5 protein-coding genes and 3 pseudogenes are annotated in these 19,322 nt (G+C 74.3%); all 8 read right to left on the bottom strand.

Going from position 1 to position 19,322, the window contains the following annotated elements:
* Positions 1–19 precede the first annotated feature (19 nt).
* On the bottom strand, positions 20–2,242 hold the full coding sequence (locus ACFPIH_RS21960; RefSeq protein WP_381164537.1) for a bifunctional serine/threonine-protein kinase/ABC transporter substrate-binding protein: 2,223 nt from the start codon (positions 2,240–2,242) through the stop codon (positions 20–22).
* Positions 2,242–4,464: a bifunctional serine/threonine-protein kinase/ABC transporter substrate-binding protein gene (locus ACFPIH_RS21955; protein ID WP_381164540.1), complete on the bottom strand. Its 2,223-nt coding sequence runs from the start codon at positions 4,462–4,464 to the stop codon at positions 2,242–2,244. Before ACFPIH_RS21955 ends, ACFPIH_RS21960 begins: the two co-directional genes overlap by 1 nt.
* Positions 4,464–5,333, bottom strand: coding sequence for a hypothetical protein (locus ACFPIH_RS21950; RefSeq protein ID WP_381164543.1), 870 nt, complete (start codon positions 5,331–5,333; stop codon positions 4,464–4,466). The genes ACFPIH_RS21955 and ACFPIH_RS21950 overlap by 1 nt, the downstream gene beginning before the upstream one ends.
* Positions 5,334–5,510: 177 nt before the next feature.
* On the bottom strand, positions 5,511–7,106 hold the full coding sequence (gene mhpA, locus ACFPIH_RS21945; RefSeq protein ID WP_381164546.1) for a bifunctional 3-(3-hydroxy-phenyl)propionate/3-hydroxycinnamic acid hydroxylase MhpA: 1,596 nt from the start codon (positions 7,104–7,106) through the stop codon (positions 5,511–5,513).
* A gap of 10 nt (positions 7,107–7,116) precedes the next feature.
* On the bottom strand, positions 7,117–7,905 hold the full coding sequence (locus ACFPIH_RS21940; protein WP_381164550.1) for an arylamine N-acetyltransferase family protein: 789 nt from the start codon (positions 7,903–7,905) through the stop codon (positions 7,117–7,119).
* Positions 7,906–7,951: 46 nt separating this feature from the next.
* Positions 7,952–11,020, bottom strand: a pseudogene (locus ACFPIH_RS21935) (type I polyketide synthase); the annotation flags it as partial.
* 106 nt (positions 11,021–11,126) lie between these two features.
* A pseudogene (locus tag ACFPIH_RS21930) lies at positions 11,127–16,944 on the bottom strand (SDR family NAD(P)-dependent oxidoreductase); the annotation flags it as partial.
* A gap of 486 nt (positions 16,945–17,430) precedes the next feature.
* Positions 17,431–19,167 (bottom strand): annotated as a pseudogene (locus ACFPIH_RS56460) (SDR family NAD(P)-dependent oxidoreductase); the annotation flags it as partial.
* Positions 19,168–19,322 lie beyond the last annotated feature (155 nt).

Raw genomic sequence — 19,322 nt, 5'->3', positions numbered from 1 at the left:
GCGGCCGGCCGGTCCCCGCTCAGGACACCGCCGCCTCCTGGTACTGCCCCAGGTACCGGAAGGCGCCGTCCGTGACCTGGAACTCGAACATCGCGTCGTGGTTGTAGCCGTACCCCTTCTCGTACTTGACGGTCCGGGTGATGCCGGAGTACGTGATCTCGGGCATCCGGCGGGCGATGGCACCCCGCTCCGTCACCGCCGAGCCGTCCTTGGCGCAGGCCGCCGCCAGGAACATCACGGCGTCGTAGGCCTCCGCCGCGTACCAGCCGGGGTCGGTGCCGAAGCGGGCACGGTAGGCCGTGGTGAAGGCGCGGGCGGAAGGGCGGGCCGTCGGGTCGGTGAAGGAGGTGGCGAAGACCCAGCCGTTCGCGGCGGTTCCGGCGGATGCGAGGAACCGCGGGTCGAGGGCTCGTTCCGTCGCCATCCGGGTTCCGGTGAACCGGGCGGTGCTCAGTGCCGACGCGAGTCCGGCGGCCCGTGCCGCGTCGCCGGTGAACACGACCGCGTCCGCGCGGGCGGACACCACCCGGCCGGCGAGCGACGCGTAGTCGATCTTCCCGGCGGCGACCCTGGCCACCGTGGCGTCCCGGCCGGCCTGCCGCAGCGCCCGCTCGGTCTGGTCGCACAGGGTCCAGGCGAAGTCGCCCTGCGCCCGGTCGTCCACGAGGAACGCCTGCCGGGCGTCGACATGGTTGCTGAGATAGCGGACGCAGGGGGCGGCGAGGAGACTGTCCGTGACCCGGAGCGCCGCGTGCGAGTGGAAGACGTTCGTGCCGATCGTCGTGCTCGTGGTGTCGGTGCCCACCGAGACGGACACGACGGGCATCACCGCCTTGGTGTACGTGACCTCGGTCGCGAGGAAGCAGGCATCGGTGGTGGGTCCCAGCACGGCGCGTACACCGGCGTCCTTCACCAGCCGGCCGGCCAGCTCGCCGGCCCGTTTCGGGTCGCCGCCGTCGTCGTACGCGGGCAGCTTCAGCCGGAAGGGGTAGCCGCCCTTGGCGTTGATCTGCTCGACGGCCAGCCGGGCCCCTTTGAGCTGGGCGTTCCCGCTCTCCTTCCGGGCTCCGGTCAGATCGCCGTGGAACGCCACGACCAGTTCGGGACGCGGGCTCCCTTCGGACGGAGGGGCGGCCGTCACCGTCCTCGGACGGGTGCTCCACCACCAGGCGCCGCCACCGCCCGCCGCCAGGACCCCCGCGACCGCCGAGCCGAGGCGCAGAACGCTCCGGCGCCCGACACTTGGGGCGGCGGGCCGGGTCGCCGTGACGGCCGTCAGGGTCGCCGCCTCCGGTGACACCGCGCTCGCCGACGCGGACGCGGACACCTGGGTCGGCTCGATCGTGCCGATGGTGAGCACGGCGGCGGCCCGGTCGTTGATCAGCCGGGTGACCGGCGCGGGCAGCCAGTCCGACCGCTCGGCGGAGTCGGTCTCCGTTCCTTCCGCGAGCGCCTCACGGAGCCGGGCGAGGCCGGGCCGGCCGGACGGTTCCTTGTGCAGGCAGGCTCTCACCAGGGGCGTCAGGTCGGCCGGGAACGCCGTCGGATCCGGTTCGTCGTAGACGGTGCGCAGCAGCATGCCGGCGGCCGAGCCGCCGCCGAACGGCCGTACGCCGGTCGCGGCGAACGCCAGCACGCACCCCAGCGAGAACACATCGCTGGGCGGTCCGATCTCCCCGCCCCGCGCCCGCGCCTGCTCGGGCGACAGGAAGCCGGGCGAGCCGACGATCACGCCGCTGGAGGTGAGCGCGGTGGCCTCCGGCGCGCGGGCGATACCGAAGTCGATGAGCCGTGGCCCGTCCGGGGCCAGCAGGACGTTCCCCGGCTTCACGTCGCGGTGTACGAGACCGGCCCCGTGCACCGCCTCGAGCGCCTCCGCGAGCCGCAGGCCCAGCACCCGCACGGAAGCGAGCGACAGCGGCCCGAAGGTGTCCACCGTCTCGGCGAGCGAGGGTCCCGGTACGTACGAGGTCGCCAGCCACGGTGTCTCCGCGTCGGCGTCCGCGTCCAGCAACGGGACCACCCAGGGGCTGTCCACCTGCCGGGCGGCTGCGATCTCACGGCGGAAACGGGCCCGGAAGCCCGTCTCCTCGGCGTACGTGGACCGCACGACCTTCACCGCGGCGATCGCTCCGCCGGGCGCCCGGGCCAGGAAGACCACCCCCATGCCGCCGGCACCCAGCCGCCGCAGCAGGCGGTAGCGGCCGAGCCGGGACGGATCGCCGGACCGCAGGGGCTCCATCAGACGGTGAGCGGCGCGGGGCCGCCGTACACGAAGTCGCCCCGCTCGACCTGCCAGAGGAAGCCGCCGGTGCCGTCGATGACGATCTGGCCGGTGTCCTCGAAGGCGAACGGCTTCGTGATGCCCTCGTACTTCGCCGCCCGCACGGCCGCGAGCAGTTTCTCCCGGGTGCGGTCCTTCGCCGGCAGCCCCGCCAGGGCTTTCAGCAGCATCCCGGTCACGTCGTAGGCCTCCGCCGCGTACCGTGGCGGCGCCTCCTCGAAGCGCTCGCGGTAGGCGGCGGCGAACTTCTTCGCCTCGGGCTTGCGGGTCGCGTCGATGACCGGAGCCACCATCACCCAGCCCTCGGCCGCCTCCTGAGCATCCGTCAGGAACCGCCCGTCGAGCAGCGCCGGTCCTGAGACCCGCGCACCCTTGAAGGCACGTCCCCGCAACGTTTCGGCGATCAACGCCCCCCGGTCGGGCAGACCGGCGAAGAACACGGAGTCGGCGCCGGCGGAGAGCATCGCGTCCACCGCGCTGCCGAAGTCGCGGCGCATCGCGCTGACCACTTCCGGCACCAACGGCTGCCGCACGTTGCCGAGCGCGTTGCTGAGGGAAGTGCCGAGATCCGTACCGTAGTTGCCGGCCGGGCGGTCGACGACGATGCCGACCTTGCGCGAACGCGCGGTGCCGCGCAGGTAGTTGCTGACGTAGACGGGAAGCACCGAGTCGGGCAGCCGTGCGTGCAGGAACGAGCGGAACCCCAGGAGGGAGAGGACGATCGAGCCGGGTGACACCGCGACGACCGGCAGCAGCCCGGCGTCGTACTTCGCGAGCGCCGTCTGCGCCGTGGCGTCGGTGGTCGGGCCGACCACGGCGAGGACCGCCGGATCGTCCGCGAGTTCCGCGGCGAGCCGGGCCGAGGTCGCCGGATCGCCACCGTCGTCGACCGCCCTGACCTTCACGGTGAACGGGGCGTCGTCGCGCGCGTTGAACTCCGCGACGGCCAGCCGCAGTCCGCGCTCCTGGGCCTTGCCCGTCTCCTGCTGCGCGCCGCTGAGGTCACCGTGCAGCGCGACGGTGTGCACCGGGCGCCCCGAAGACGCGGCGCCGGCAGGGCTGTCGTCTCCCGAGTCGTTGTCCCGGGCGACCGCCCACCAGGTCCCGCCCGCGCCCGCCGCCAGCGCGACGGCCCCACCGGCGAGCAGCAGGAAACGGCGTCGGCCGGCCGGGCGGGCGTCCTGCGGCTCCGGCGACCCGGACGTCTCGCGCGTGTCGGGCTCCGCCGGCCCGGAATCAGGCGGCGCGTCGGACGGCGCCAGTGTGTGCTCGATGTCCGGCAGCGCGAGCGCGGCGGCCGATCGCTCGGCGATCAGCCGGGTGACCGGCTCGGGCAGCCACTCGGACGCCTCCTCGTCCTGCGGAGCGCCGTCGGCGGCCAACTCCCTTACCAATTCCCTGGCGTCCGGCCGCCGGGCCGGATCCTTCTCCAGACAGCGGCCCACTACCTCCAGCAGCTCGGCCGGCACCCCGTCGAGGTCCGCCGGATCGTGCACGGCCCGGTACAGCAGGGCGTCGACCGCTCCGCTGCCGAACGGCGCCCGGCCGGTCGCCGCGAACGCCAGGACACACCCGAGGGAGAACACGTCGCTCGCCGGCCCGATGCCGCCGTCCGCACCGCGCCCCTCGGCCTGCTCGGGCGACAGATAGCCGGGAGTACCGACCACCATCCCGGTCGCCGTGAGCGCCGTGTCCTCCGGTGCCCGGGCTATGCCGAAGTCGATGAGCCGCGGCCCGTCGTGGGCGATCAGCACGTTGCCCGGTTTCAGATCCCGGTGGACCAGCCCGGCCCGGTGCACCTCGCCCAGCGCCTCGGCCAGCCGGGAGCCGAGCAGCCGCAGCCCGTGCTCCGTCAGGGGCCCGTACGCCGCCACCGCCTCGCCCAGCGACGGGCCGGGTACGAACGCCGTCGCCAGCCACGGTGCCTCGGCGTCCGCGTCGGCATCCACCAGCGGCACCACCCAGGGGCTGTCGACCCGCCGGGCGACCTCGACCTCGCGGCGGAACCGCTCCTTGAAGCCCGGCTCCTCGGCGTACTCGGCGAGCAGCACCTTCAGCGCCACCAGGGCGCCGCCCGGCGTACGGGCCAGGTACACCACGCCCATGCCTCCGGCGCCGAGCCGCCCGAGCAGGCGATGGTCCGCGATACGCGCGGGATCGGACGAACGCAGCGGCTCCATCAGCTCTGCCCTCCGAGCTCGAACTCCACGCGGCTGAGCATCGTGGTGGTGGCGTGCGACGCGTACTGGCCCAACTCGTCGTCCGAGTAGCCCTTTGCGCCCTTCACCGATACCGCCACGGTCACCGTGCCGAGCCGGGTGACGTACCAGCGGTATGTCTGCTGGCTGTCGCCGGTGAGATAGGAACCTATTTCCACTACCTGGTCGTCGGCATAGGTGTTGTTGCCCTGGCCATAGGGAGTGCCGGTCGACATGAGTCCGGATATCCGTTCATCGGTACGGACCTGCTGCTCCCGGCAGCGCAACGGCTCCTCCAGCGTGGTGGCCAACCGCTCGTCGGCGTCGAGCACGGTGGCGTGCACGGTGACCGCCGCGGTCACCTTGATCTCGCCCTTGGCGCCGGAGCCGGGAATCTCGCTGTAGCGGGACAGCGAGGCCAGGACACCCTTGGGGAGAGTCCGGCGCTCCCACCGGCACTGTTCGTCGAGCACGGCGACGGTGCCGGGGGTACTCGCGGCCGGCTGCTGGGCTCGGAAACCCGCGCCCCACGCCGCCGGTCGCAGCGCGACCGCCGCCGCCAGCTTCTCGGCCTGCCCCTTCGTCCGGGGCACCTGGGCGGGGTCCGCCTGGAACGGCGTCAGCGTCGACGCGTCACCACCCGCGGACGGAGACGCCGGAGAGGAGGGAGACGCGGGAAGCGAGGGAGAACCCGACGCGGTCGGAGTCGCGGATCCGCCGGATGCCGAGGGGCCGGGCTGGTCCGCCTTCTCGTCCCCGGCACCGCAGCCGCCGAGCAACATGGCTGCCGTGGCAACCGACATGACGGTCCTCAGCCGCCAACTCCCGCGTCTGCCTGCGTCGTCGTCCATCCACGTCCCCTCCGCCTCGGCACCCCGCCTTGCGTGCGGTGATCGTACAGAGGTACGTGAAAAGTAAGTGGGCGGTTCGGTGAATAAGGGGGCGGACGGAATCAATCGGCGTCGGACCCGTTCTCGCCGGCGCGTCCCGACGACCGCTCCGCCCCCTGCCGGATGCCCCTCCTGCGCTCAGCCCACCGGCACCTCCGCCCCCAACCGCCGCCCCAGCTCGGCCAGCAGGGCCGAGCACTCCGTCGCCGTCGCGGCCTGCCCGAAGACATAGAAGTCCGGGCGGACCAGGACCGCTGTGGCGCCCGCTTCGGCGAGGTAGGGCAGATACAGGCCGTCCACGTCCGTCACCACGCCCTCGCCCGAGGCGTCCGCGTCCGCCGGGACCACCGTCACCACCCGCACGTCCAGACGCTCCAGGGCACGCAGCGCGTCCGTGTCCAGGTGCGGTCGCGGATCCTCGGAGGTGAGGAGAACGAAGCCGACGCCGATCACGTCGTCGAAGAGCCCGGCCGCCTCCTCGCCCCGGCGTACCCGTCCCTGGGGGGTGAGACTGCCCGTGAGGCGCGCGCCGGCGCCCCCGTGCAGCAGCCCGTCGCGCAGGGGATGGACCGAGGCCCGCGGTGCGCCCCGGCCCACGCCGCGTTCGCGGGCGGCCCGCATCGCCATGTCCCGGTCGGCCGCCGCCGCGGGGTCCAGCTGGCAGATGACCTTGCCGAGGTCGACCGACATGCGTACGGCGTGCCGGACGTGCGCGGCGCGTTCCGTGACGTAGGTGTCCAGGAGCGTCCCGTCCGCCCGGCCGCTCAGGACCAGGTCCAGTTTCCAGGAGAGGTTCGCCGCGTCCCGGATGCCCGAGCACATGCCCTGACCCGCGAACGGCGGCATGACGTGGGCCGCGTCGCCGGCGATCAGCATGCGGCCGGAGCGCCAGCGTTTCGCCCAGCGGGAGCGGAACGTGTAGACGGCGTGGCGCAGAAGGGTCGCGTTGGACCGGGTGACGCCGAAGAGATCGAGCAGTTCCCAGGCGCGCTCCGGGGTGTTCAGCCGCTCCACCGGCTCGTCGTCCAGGCGCATGAACTCCCAGCGGCGGTGACCCGGTCCCGCCGAGGCCTCCGTGCGGGGGCGGGACGGGTCGCAGATCTGGAGGTTGTTCGGGTCGAAGGTCCGCTCTTCGTGCAGGACCACGTCGCAGATCAGCCAGTCGTGGGAGAAGTTCAGCTCGTGCATGTCCGTGCCGATGCGGTCCCGGACGAAGCTGTTCGCCCCGTCGCAGCCGATCAGGAAGCGGGCCGACAGCGTTCGCCGTTCACCGGACGCGTCGGTGCAGGTCAGCTCGACATGGTCGCCCAGGTCCGCCGCGGCGACCGCCTCGTGGCCGCGCAGCACCCGCAGCGTCGGCAGGTGCGCGCCGCGCGCGGTCAGGGCGCTCTCCAGGCCCGGCTGGTACATCGACGTCGAGTCGGGCCAGTGGCACCAGCCCCGCCGCTCGCCCTGGATGTCCAGCAGGACCTCGCCCTCGCCGTTCTGCCAGACGTACCGGCCCGAGGGCTCGGTCTCGTTCGCCATGTAGCCGGTCAGGCCCAACGACGCCAGGACCCGGGCCGCCTCGCTGTCGAACGCGACTGCCCGTGACATGGTGTACGGGTTCGGCCAGCGGTCGACGACCGTGACCGACCAGCCCCGCTGGGCCAGCATGATCGCCAGGGTCTGGCCGACCGGGCCGTCTCCCACCACCAGGACGTCGGCGTCCAGGTGCCTCTCGGAGGTCGTCATCCCGGGCCCCTCACACGTCCTGGCGCAGTACGTGGCGTACGACCGCCTCGTACTCGTCGGTCTTCGCCAGCACCCGTGCCTGGTCCCTGCCGTCCTCCGCCCGCAGGTACCGCCGGCCCACCAGAAGCAGCTGGCCGGTCTCGTACACGCGGCCGTAGATCAGCGTGCCGGCGCGGATCATCTCGCCCGCCCAGTGCCAGAACGGGTCGTCGTTCTCGCCGCTGGCGATCGCCTTCCACTCGGACAGCTCCCGCTCCTGGAGGGTGAAGCGGTAGACCGCCTTCCACTCGCCGTCCGCGGGGCGGCGCTCCAGCACCAGGTGGGCGCCGTCCGTGACGACCCGGTAGTCGAAGCCGTTCTGGCTCTGCACGTCCGCCGAGATCCGTACCGGCTCGGTGAACGACGGGCCGGCGAAGCCCACGTCGACCAGCCACTCCTCGCCGTCCAGGCGCACCAGGCTCAGCATGTGCTCCAGGTCGGGCCCGAACTGGTCGCCCGCGCCCCGTACACCGGAGGAGATGACGGTGACGTCGTAACCGAGTTCGTCGAGCAGCGCGCGGAACAGGCCGCTGAGCTCGTGGCAGATGCCGCCGCGGCCCTCGGTGATCAGCGACTGGAAGAAGACGTCCCGTCCCGCGTCGACGTCGTCCCAGATCGCCAGCCCCTTGGCGGCGTTGCGGGAGTTGTCGAACGGGACCGTCATCATGTGCCGCCTGTGCAGCTCGCGGAGGTTGTCCGCGGTGGGGTCGAGGGTTCCGGTGTGGCCGAGGTGCTTCAGGTAGGTGTCGACGTCGAACATCGGTCGGTCCGCCTTTCGAAGGGGTGGTCTCGGTGGGTCGAGGGGGTCAGCCGGCCTGGGGCGTGAACATCAGTTCCGCCAGGTGGTCGGCGAGCATGCCCGGTGTGGGGTGGTCGAACAGGAGCATCGGGTTGGTGTCGAGGCCGCAGATCCGGTTGATGCTGTTGCGCACCTCGACCGCGGTCAGGGAGCTGAAGCCGAGGTCGAAGAAGCCGGTGTCCTCGTCGAACTCGTCGGTGTTCTCGTGGCTCAGCGCGGTGGCGGCCAGTCCGACGACGAGGGCGATCAGTTCCTTGCGGCGCTCCTCGGCGGGGCGCTCGGCCAGCCGTTCCACCAGGGACCTCTCTGCTTCCTCCGGCTCCGGCACGGTCTCGGTGGGGGTGGTGGTGTTCTGCTGCTGCGGCACGACGGTCCTCTCCAGCCAGTAGCGCTTGCGTTCGAAGGGGTAGGTGGGCAGGGGGACATGGCGGGGGTGCGGAGCCACGGTGAGGGAGCGGCCGCCGACGTGCAGCGCGGCCAGCGCGCCGCGTACCGACCGGGACTCCTCGTGGTCGCGGCGGACGGAGGGGACCGCCTCCACGGCTCCGGTGACGTTCTCGTGGACCATCGCGGCGAGCGTGTCGCCCGGGCCCACCTCCAGGAAGGTGCGCACGCCTTCGGCCCGCAGTGTGCGCAGGGTGTCCCGGAAGCGGACGGTGGCCCGCACATGCCGTACCCAGTACTCCGGGGTCACCAGGTCGTCGCCCTCGGCCGGGCGGCCGGTGACGTTGGAGACCACCGGGACGCGCGGCACGCCGTACGACAGTCCGCGTGTCACGCGCGCGAACTCCTCCAGCACCGGGTCCATGAGCGGGGAGTGGAACGCGTGCGAGACCTGTAGGCGCTTGGTGCGGCGGCCACTGGCCCGCAGCCCGCCGGCGATCTCCAGGACCCTGTCCCGCGCACCCGAGATCACCACCGCCGAGGGGCCGTTGACGGCGGCGATGCTCACCTCGTGCTCGTGGCCGGACAGAAGCGTGGCTACCTCCTCCTCGTCCGCGCGTACGGCGACCATCGCGCCGGGGGCGGTGAGGGACTGCATGAGTCCGGCCCGGGCCGACACCAGCGCGGCGGCGTCGGCGAGCGACAGCACCCCGGCGACGTGCGCGGCGGCGATCTCGCCCACCGAGTGCCCGGCCACCAGGTCGGGTTCGGCACCCCAGGAGGTCAGCAGCCGGTACAGCGCCACCTCGAAGGCGAACAGGGCGGGCTGGGTGAACTCGGTGCGCTCCAGCAGCCGCGCGTCCTCGGAACCCGCGTCCGCGAAGACGACCTCGCGCAGGGGGCGTGGCAGCCGTTCGTCCAGCTCCGCGCACACCGCGTCGTACGCCTCGGCGAACTCCGGGTGCCGGGCGTGCAGTTCGCGGCCCATGCCGACGCGCTGGCTGCCCTGGCCAGAGAAGAGGAAGGCGAGTTGGCCGTCGGTGACCCGGCCGGTCACGACCAGCGGTGACGGTTCGCCCGCGGCGAGCCGACGGGCCCCGTCCAGCAACTCGTCACGGCCGGCGCCGATCAGCACCGCGCGGTGCTCCATCGCGGTCCTGGTGGTGGCGAGCGCCCGGCCCAGCGCCACCGCGTCCAGTTCCGGGTGCGCCTCGGCGTGGGCGGCCAGCCGACGCGCCTGCCTGGCGAGGGCGGTCGGGGTGCGGGCGGACAGGACCCACGGGACGGCCGCGCCCCCGCCGGAGGCGACCTGCTCCGGCTCCTCCCGCGTCTGTTCCAGCTCCTCCCGCGTCTGTTCCACGATCACGTGCGCGTTCGTCCCGCTCACCCCGAACGCCGAGACGCCCGCCCGGCGCGGACGTCCCGTCTCCGGCCACGGGCGGGCCTCGTCCAGGAGCCGTACCGTGCCCGCCGACCAGTCCACGTGCGGGGTGGGTTCGTCGACGTGGAGGGTGCGCGGCAGCACACCGTGCCGGAGGGCCAGGACCGCCTTGATCACCCCGGCGACGCCGGCGGCGGCCTGGGTGTGGCCGATGTTGGACTTGAGCGAGCCCAGCCACAGCGGCCGGTCCGTGTCCCGGCCCCGCCCGTAGGTGTTGATCACGGCCTGCGCCTCGATCGGGTCGCCGAGCTTCGTGCCCGTGCCGTGGCCCTCGACGAGGTCGACGTCGGCCGGGGAGAGCCGGGCGGCGGAGAGCGCCTGCCGGATGACCCGCTCCTGGGAGGGGCCGTTGGGCGCGGTCAGACCGTTGGAGGCGCCGTCGGAGTTCACCGCGCTGCCCCGGATCGTGGCCAGCACGTGATGGTTGTTGCGGCGGGCGTCGGAGAGCCGTTCCAGCAGGAGCAGGGACATGCCCTCCGACCAGCCGGTGCCGTCGGCGGAGGCGGCGAACGCCTTGCAGCGGCCGTCGGGCGACAGCCCGCGCTGGCGCGAGAACTCCACGAACGTGCCCGGCGTGGCCATCACCGCCACCCCGCCCGCGAGCGCCAGGTCGCACTCGCCCGACCGCAGGGACTGGGCGGCCAGGTGCAGCGCCACCAGGGAGGAGGAGCAGGCCGTGTCGACCGTCACCGACGGCCCCTCGAACCCCAGGTGGTAGGAGACCCGGCCGGAGACGAGGCTGCCCGCCACTCCGGCGCCCTGGAGGCCCTCCAGTTCCTCGGGAACGTGGGTGAGCCCCGTGCCGTAGTCGTGGTACATCACCCCGGTGAACACCCCGGTACGGCTGCCGCGCAGCCCGGCCGCGTCGATGCCGGCGCGTTCCAGCACCTCCCACGCCGTCTCCAGGAACAGCCGCTGCTGCGGGTCCATCGAGAGGGCCTCGCGCGGCGAGATGCCGAAGAAGCGGGCGTCGAAGTCACCGGCGTCGTGCAGGAAGCCGCCCTCACGGGTGTAGCTGTGGGCGCGGGCGTCGGGGTCGGGGTCGTAGAGCGCGGCCACGTCCCAGCCCCGGTCCTCGGGGAAGCCGGTGACGGCGTCGCGGCCCTCCGTCAGGAGCGCCCACAGATCCTCCGGGGAGCGCACCCCGCCGGGCAGCCGGCAGGCCATGTCGACGATCGCGATCGGCTCGCGCGCGCTGTCGGCGGCCGCCACGAGTTCCCTCTTCAGCCGCTCGTTCTCCAGCAGGGAAGCGCGCAGGGCCTCGACGACGGCGTTGTCATCCTTGGTCATTCGTCCTCTCCGTCCTCTCCGTTCGGTCCTTCTCCGTCTTCGTGCGGACCGGCCGCAGCCGGGGCGGTCAACGGCCGCCCTCCCCCATGGCCTTGGCGATCAGGCTCGCCACGCTCATCGAGGAGATCTCGCTCGTCGGTCCCTCGGCTGCCGCGCCGCCGACGACGGCGTTCGTGTCGGTGCCGGTGTCGGCGAGTTCCAGCAGGGGCGTCAGGACGCCCAGGTCGCGCAGCTGTCGTAGCGACACGGACGCCAGGGCGCGGCGGAGCCGCTGTTCGCGGGCGGTGTCGATCACCTCGTCCTCCACGGGGGGAAAGAGCCGGTCGTGCAGTTCCCGGGCCGCCGCGGCGGGGGTCGGGTGGTCGAAGACGAGCGTCGCGGGCAGCCGCACCCCCGTCGCGGCGGCGATCCGGTTACGCAGGTCGACCGCCGAGAGCGAGTCGAACCCCAGATCCTTGAACGGCCGCTCGGGATCGATCACTTCGGCGCTCTCGTGCCCCAGCGCCGCCGCGGCCAGCGCGCGCACCAGGCCGCCCAGGCGGTGCGACCGCCGCGGCGCGGGCAGCCGCTGCAGTTCCTCGGCGAGGGAGACGGGGGCCGCCTCCTCCGCTCGCACCCGGCGCCGGGACCGCGGCACCAGGGCCCGCAGCACCGCGGGCACGTCCTCCGACCGGCGCAGTACGGCCAGGTCGAAGGCGGCCGGTACGACGGTGGCGGGGGCCTCGGTGTCCAGCGCCCGGTCGAACAGGCCGAGCGCCTGTTCCGTCGGCAGTGGCAGCACATACCGTCCGCGGCCCTTGCGCACCCCTCGGGTCATTCCGCTCGCGTGCTCCCACAGGCCCCAGGCCAGCGAGACCGCGGGCAGGCCCGTGGCGCGGCGGTGGGCGGCGAGGGCGTCGAGGAAGGCGTTGGCGGCGGAGTAGTTGGCCTGGCCGGCGCCGCCGAGGGTGCCGGCCGCCGAGGAGAACAGCACGAACGCGGTGAGGCCGGCGTCCCGGGTCAGCTCGTGCAGATGCCAGGCGCCGTCGGCCTTGGGCCCCAGTACCGTCTCCAGCCGTGCCGCGTCCAGCGCCTCGACCACAGCGTCGTCGAGGACGCCCGCGGTGTGGACGACCGCGGTCAGCGGATACTCCGCCGGGACCGCCGCCAGCAGCGCCGCCACAGCGGTCCGGTCGGCGACGTCGCACGCGGCGACGTTCACCGTGGCGCCGAGCGCGGTGAGTTCCGCCCGCAGCTCGGCCGCGCCTGCCGCCGCCGGGCCCTGACGGCTCGTCAGCGTCAGATGCCGTACGCCGTGCCGGACGACCAGATGCCGGGCGAGCAGCGCGCCCAGGGCGCCGGTGCCGCCGGTGATCAGGACGGTGCCGTCCGGATCGAGCGGGCGTCGGCCGTCCTCGGCGGAGGCGACCCGTGTCAGACGCGGGACGAGCGCGGCGCCGGCCCGCAGGAAGACCTGCGCCTCGCCGCTCGCCACCGCCGCCGCCGACCGGCGCCGGGACTCCTCGTCGGTGTCCACCAGCACGAACTCGCCGGGGTGCTCCACCTGCGCGGCCCGCACCAGACCCCACACGGCGGCCGTCGCCGGGTCCGTCTCGGCCTCCCGGGTCAGCACGACCAGCGGCCCGTCGCCGGGCGCGCGCAGATGTGCCTGTACGGCGTCCAGGGCCTCGGCGGTGAGTGCCCGGGCCCGTCGCGGCACGGCTGTGCCGTCGTCGGCGGCGGTGAGGTCGAGCACCTTGCCGGGCTCGGGGACCGGGCCCTCGGGCAGTGGCAGCGGTGTGCGGTCCAGGTGGAACAGCGGCGCGCCGGGCCGCGTGGGCGGGGCGAGCCGTTCCGTGTGGACCGGGCGCGTCGTCAGGGAGCCGACCGTCGCCACGGGGGCGCCGGTGCCGTCGGCGAGGTCGAGGCGCAGGGCGCCGGTGTCGGTCCGGCCGAGGCGCACCCGCAGGGCGGTGGCGCCCGTGGCGTGCACGGCGACCGACCGCCAGGCGAAGGGCAGTTCCGGTTTCTGGCCGTCCCGGGCGGGATGCAGTGCCGCCGCCTGGAGCGCCGCGTCCAGCAGCGCCGGGTGCAGGACGAAGCCCTCGGTGTCCGTGCCGGGCAGCTCGGCCTCGGCGAACACCTCGTCGCCGCGCGTCCATACGGCCCGCAGCCCGCGGAAGAGCGGGCCCAGTTCCAGACCGTTGTCCTCCTGCCGGTCGTAGAAGCCGTCCAACGCCACCGGTTCGGCGCCGGCGGGCGGCCAGACGCCCAGTTCCCCGGCGGGCGGCCGGCCCGTGGACAGAAAGCCCGAGGCGTGCAGGATCCACCCGCCCCCGCCCCCGTCCCCGTCCCCGCCTTCGTCCCGCGCCGCGCCGTCCGCGTGGGAGTGGACCGTCAGCCGACGCAGCCCGTCGGCGCCCTCCTCGCCCACGCCGACCCGGAGCCGGACCCCGCCCCCTTCCTCCGGCAGCACCAACGGCGCCTCGATCACCAGTTCCTCGACCAACCCGGCCCCGACCTCGTCCCCGGCCCGCACCGCCAGGTCCACCAGCGCCGTACCGGACAGCAGCACCGCCCCGCCGACGGCGTGGTCGGCCAGCCACGGCTGCTCCTTCAGCGACAGGCGCCCGGCGAACACCACACCCCCGGACGCCGGGACCTCGACGGCCGCCCCCAGCAGCGGATGCCCGGTCGAGCCGACTCCGAGCGCGTCCAGGTCCGCCGTGCGCACCGGCTCCAGCCAGAATCGCCGGTGCTCGAAGGGATACGGCGGCAGCGGCGTGCTCACCCCGGCCGCCGGGAGCGCGCCGGACACGGCCGCCCAGTCGACGGCATGCCCCCGCGTGTGCAACCGGGCGGCCGCGGCGGCCAACGACCGCGTCTCGGGCCGCCGCCGCGCGAGAGCCGGTACGGCGTCCAGCGCGTCGTCGGTCTCCCGCACGAGGGCGGTGAGCGTGTCGCCGCAGCCGATCTCCAGCACGGTGGTCACGCCCTCGTCCCGAAGCGTGCGTACGGAGTCGGCGAACCGTACGGCGGCGCGGGCGTGCCGGGTCCAGTACCCCGGTGAAGCCAGGTCGGTCGGTTCGGCGAGGGCGCCGGTGACGTCCGAGACGAGCGGCGTCGAGGGCGCGTGGTACGCCAGCCGGGCCGCGACCCGGCCGAACTCGTCGAGCATCGCGTCGATGCGCGGCGAGTGGAACGCGTGGCTGACGACGAGCCGCTTGGTGCGCCGGCCCTGCGCACGCAGCCGCTCGGCGAGTTCGAGTACGGCCCCCTCGTCGCCGGAGAGCACCACCGACTCGGGGCCGTTCACCGCGGCGATCGCGACGGCGGACTCCAGCCCGGCCAGCAGCGGCAGCACCGCCTCCTCGGACGCGCCGACGGCCACCATCGCCCCGGTCGCGGGCAGCGCCTGCATCAGCCGGCCCCGGGCGGCGACCAGCAGCGCCGCGTCCGGCAGCGAGAACACCCCGGCGACGTGCGCGGCGGCGATCTCCCCGACGGAGTGCCCGACCAGCAGGTCCGGCTGGACGCCCCACTCCCGCAGCACGCGGGCGAGGGCCACCTCCAACGCGAACAGCGCGGGCTGGGTGTAGGCGGTGGTGTCGAGCAACTCCGCGCCGACGGTGCCGGGTTCCGCGAACATGACGTCCCGCAGCGGGGTGTCCAGGTGCCGGTCCAGCTCCGCGCAGACCTCGTCGAACGCCGCGGCGAACGCGGGCAGCCGGCCGTACAGTTCCCGGCCCATGCCCGGACGCTGGCTGCCCTGCCCGGCGAACGCGAACGCCAGCCGGCCGGCCGCCGTGTGCCCGGTCACCGCATCGGCGGACGGTGTGCCCTCGGCGAGCGCCCGCAGCCCGCCGAGGAGTTCGGCGCGATCGGCGCCCAGGACCACGGCCCGGTGGTCCAGCCGTGCCCGCCGCAGCAGGGCGCCGCCGATCTGCGCGGGGGTGTCCTCCGGGTGGGCGGTGACGTGGTCGTGGAGCCGTCGCGCCGTCTCGGCCAGCGCGGCCGGTGTCCTGGCGGACAGCGCCCAGGGCACGACGGCGGGCGGCGGCTCTTCCTGACCACCCGTCAATTCGTCTTCTCCCGGCGCCTCTTCGAGGACGACATGGGCGTTGGTGCCCGTCGCGCCGAACGCGGAGACCGCGGCGCGGCGGGGGCCGCCGGCGCTGTCCCAGGGGCGGGCCTCGGTGAGGAGGCGGACGGTGCCGGCGGACCAGTCGACGTGCGGGGTGGGCGCGTCGACGTGCAGGGTGCGCGGCAGAGTCCGGTGCCGCATCGCGAGAATCGCCTTGATCAGCCCGGCGACGCCGGCGGCGGCCTGGGTGTGGCCGATGTTGGACTTGAGCGAGCCCAGCCACAGCGGCCGGTCCGTGTCCCGGCCCCGCCCGTAGGTGTTGATCACGGCCTGCGCCTCGATCGGGTCGCCGAGCTTCGTGCCCGTGCCGTGCGCCTCCACCAGATCGATGTCCCGCGCGTCGAGCCCGGCGTCGGCGAGGGCCTGGCGGATGACGCGCTGCTGGGAGGGGCCGTTGGGGGCGGTCAGTCCGTTGGAGGCGCCGTCCTGGTTGACGGCCGTGCCGCGCACGGTGGCGAGGACGGTGTGGCCCTTGCGGCGGGCGTCCGACAGCCGCTCGACCAGCACCACCGCGACGCCCTCCGACCAGCCCGTGCCGTCCGCCGCCGCAGCGAAGGCCTTGCTGCGGCCGTCGGGGGCGAGCCCCCGCTGCCGTGCGAAGTGCACCATCGCGTCGGGCGTGCCCATGACGGCCGCACCCCCGGCCAGCGCGAGATCGCACTCGCCCGAGCGCAGCGCCCGCACCGCAAGATGCAGCGCCACCAGCGAGGAGGAGCACGCCGTCTCCACGGTGACCGCCGGCCCTTCCAGGCCCAGCGTGTACGACACCCGGCCGGAGGCCGCGCTGCCCGAGTCGCCGATGCTCAGTAACCCCTCCAGATCGCGGGGCGCCTCCCGCAGCGGCGGGGCGTAGTCGTGGTACATCACGCCGGTGAACACCCCGGTCCGGCTGCCGTGCAGGGCCGTCGGGTCGATGCCCGCCCGCTCGACGGCCTCCCAGGACAGCTCCAGCAGATGACGCTGCTGCGGGTTGAGGGACAGCGCCTCGCGGGGCGAGATACCGAAGAACTCGGCGTCGAACCCGCCGGCGTCCGTGAGGAAGCCGCCCTCACGGGTGTAGCTGGTGCCGGGGTGGTCGGGATCGGGGTGGTAGAGACCGTCGACGTCCCAGCCGCGGTCGTCCGGCAACGTCCCGATGGCGTCCGAGCCGGAGTCCACCAGCCGCCAGAGGCCCTCGGGAGAGGCGACCCCGCCGGGCAGCCGGCAGGCCATGCCCACGACGGCGATCGGCTCCTGCCGCCGCGCCTCCGTCTCCGCCAGCCGGGTGCGGGCCTGCCTGAGTTCGACAAGGGTCCGCTTCAGATAGTCACGAAGTTGCTCATCAGTGGCCACGAGAGGGTCCTTTACGCGTGATCGGGGCTCAGGACAGGTCCAGTTCGGCCTCGGCCAACCGGAGGATGTCGTCGTCGGTCGCCGACTCCAGGTCGGCCGTGCCGGGGACGGCAGGACCGGAGGAACCGGCGGTCGGTCCGGGGGTGTGCACTTCGGCCGCGAGCCTGCGCAGTCCCGCCGCCACCGCCGCCCGGTCCGCCGGCTCCGCCAGCCGCTCCCCGAGGACGGCCATCAGCTCGCGCAGCTCCCCGAGCGCCCGCTCGGCGACGGGCTCCCGGTCGACCTCGGCGAGGCCGAGTTCGTCCAGCAGATGCTCGGCGAGCGCGGTGGGACTGGGGTGGTCGAACACAAGGGTCGCCGGGAGCCGCAGGCCGGTACCGGCGGCGAGCCGGTTGCGCAGGTCGACGGCGGCGAGCGAGTCGAAGCCGAGGTCCTTGAAGGCCTGCCGTGCGCCGATCGCACCGGTCCCGGCGTGCCCCAGCGTCGCGGCCGTGTGCGCGATGACCGTCTCCGCCAGCCTCGCGAGCCGCTCCGGCACTGCCAACGGCCGCAGCCGGTCGACGAGCGAGTCCGCCGCCTCCGCGCTCCCTGCCGCGTCCGTCCGGCGCGCGGCCGGCCTGGTCCGCGGCACCAGGGCGCGCAGTACGGCCGGGAGGTGCGTGGCCCGCCGCAGCGCGGTGGCACTGAGCTTGACGGGGACCAGTACGGAGGGGTCCGCGTCGCCGCCGGCCGGGGCGGCGCCGGTCAGGGCAGCGTCGAAGAGGGCGAGACCCTCCTCGTCGCTCATCGCCAGCACCTCCTGCTTGAGATGTCCCTGGGCGCCGGCCAGCAGCGCGCCGGTCAGCTCGCTCGCCTGCTCCCACAGCCCCCAGGCCAGCGACAGCGCGGGCAGACCGCGCTGCCGTCGGTACTCGGCGAGGCCGTCCAGGAACCCGTTGCCGGCCGCGTAGTTGCCCTGCCCCGCGTTACCGAGCGTGCCCGACGCCGAGGAGAACAGGACGAACGCCGCCAGGTCGAGATGCTCGGTCAGCAGATGCAGGTTCCACGCGCCGTCGACCTTGGGTGCGAACACCCGGTCGACCCGCGCGGGGTCGAGGGCGGTGAACACGCCGTCGTCCAGGACCGCCGCGGAGTGGATCACCGCGGTCAGCGGATGCGCCGCCGGCACCTCCGCCACCAGGCGCTCGGCCTGGGCCGGGTCGCCGATGTCGCAGGCGGCCACCGTCACCGACGCGCCGAGCGCCGTCAGCTGCTCGACCAGGGCCGCCGCGCCCGGCGCGGCCTCTCCGCGACGACTCGTCAGCAGCAGGCGCCGCACGCCGTGGCGCTCCACCATCCGCCGCGCGACCAGGGCGCCGAGCGTGCCGGTGCCGCCGGTGACGAGGACGGTGCCCTCGGGGTCCAGGGGACGTGCCGCCGCGTCGCCCGGCTCATGGCTGGTCAGCCGCGGGACGGTCACGCTCCCGCCGAGGACCGCCAGTTGCGGCTCGCCCGTCGCGAGCGCGGCCGGCAGCAGCCGACGGGACTCGGGTGCCTCGTCGACGTCGGCCAGGACGACCTGCCCCGGGTTCTCGGACTGAGCCACCCGGGCCAGCCCCCACACCGCCGCCATCGCCGGGTCCCGCCGTGCCGCGCGGGTGAGCACCACCAGCGGCTCGTCGGCCACCCCGGCGGCGAGATGCCGCTGGATGCCCTCCAGCGCTCGGAAGACCAGCGATCGCGCCCGCTGTGGAGCGGCGGCGCCCACCGGCCAGGCCGCCGTCTCCCCTTCCGTCAGGTCCAGTACGGCACCAGGCAGCTCCTGCGCGGTCGCGGACACCGCGAGCGGCTCCCACACCGTACGCAGCAGCAGCTCGCCGGTCGTGTCCCGGCCGGACAGCCGGTCCAGGTCGGCCGGAAGCATCGATAGCGCGCCGATCGTGGCGACCGGGGCACCCGTGGCGTCGGTCAGGTCGACGGTGACGTCGTCGGCGCCGATCGGCCTGATACGCACCCGCAGTGCGGTCGCACCCGCCGCGTGCACCGACACCCCGCTCCAGGCGAACGGCAGCCTGGCCGGTGCGTCGGGCCCGGAACGGCCGGGCAGGAACGCGGCGGCGTGCAGCGCGGTGTCGAGCAACGCCGGGTGCAGCAGGAACCCGGACACACCTTCGGCGTCCTCGGGCAGCGCCACCTCGGCGAAGACCTCGTCGTGCCCCGCCCAGACCCGGCGCAGCCCCCGGAACAGCGGGCCGAACTCGAAACCGGCCGCACGCTGCGCGTCGTAGAAGCCCTCGGCGGGAACCGGCTCGGCCCCCGGCGGCGGCCAGGAGACGAGCCCGGCGGGCGCCGGCCGGCTCCCTCCCAGGAAACCGGTCACGTGCCGCGTCCACGGCGTGCCGTCGAGCGCGTCCGCCGCACGGGAGTGCACCGACACGGACCGCAGGCCCGCCTCGTCCCGCTCCCCGACGGTCACCCGCAACTGCGCCGCTTCCGCCCCGGGCAGCACCAGCGGGGCCTCGGCCACCAGCTCCGACACCACCGACTCGCCCAGCTCGTCACCGGCGCGCACGACGAGTTCGAGCAGCGCGGTGCCGGGGAGCAGGACGGTCCCGGCGACGGAGTGGTCCGCCAGCCAGGGCTGCGTGCCGACCGAGATCCGGTTGACGAACACCGCGCCGTCCGAGTCGGGGAGCCGCACGATCGCGCCGAGCAGGGGGTGTTCGCTGCTGTCGAGCCCCACCGCGCCGATGTCCGTCGCTGCTTCGTCGCGGCCCGGTGTCAGCCAGTAGTGCTGGTGTTGGAAGGGGTAGGTGGGGAGGCGCAGGC

It is taken from the genome of Streptomyces vulcanius, from assembly GCF_042653945.1.
Lineage (GTDB): Bacteria > Actinomycetota > Actinomycetes > Streptomycetales > Streptomycetaceae > Streptomyces > Streptomyces mangrovi.
This window is presented reverse-complemented; position numbering and strand designations above follow the sequence as displayed.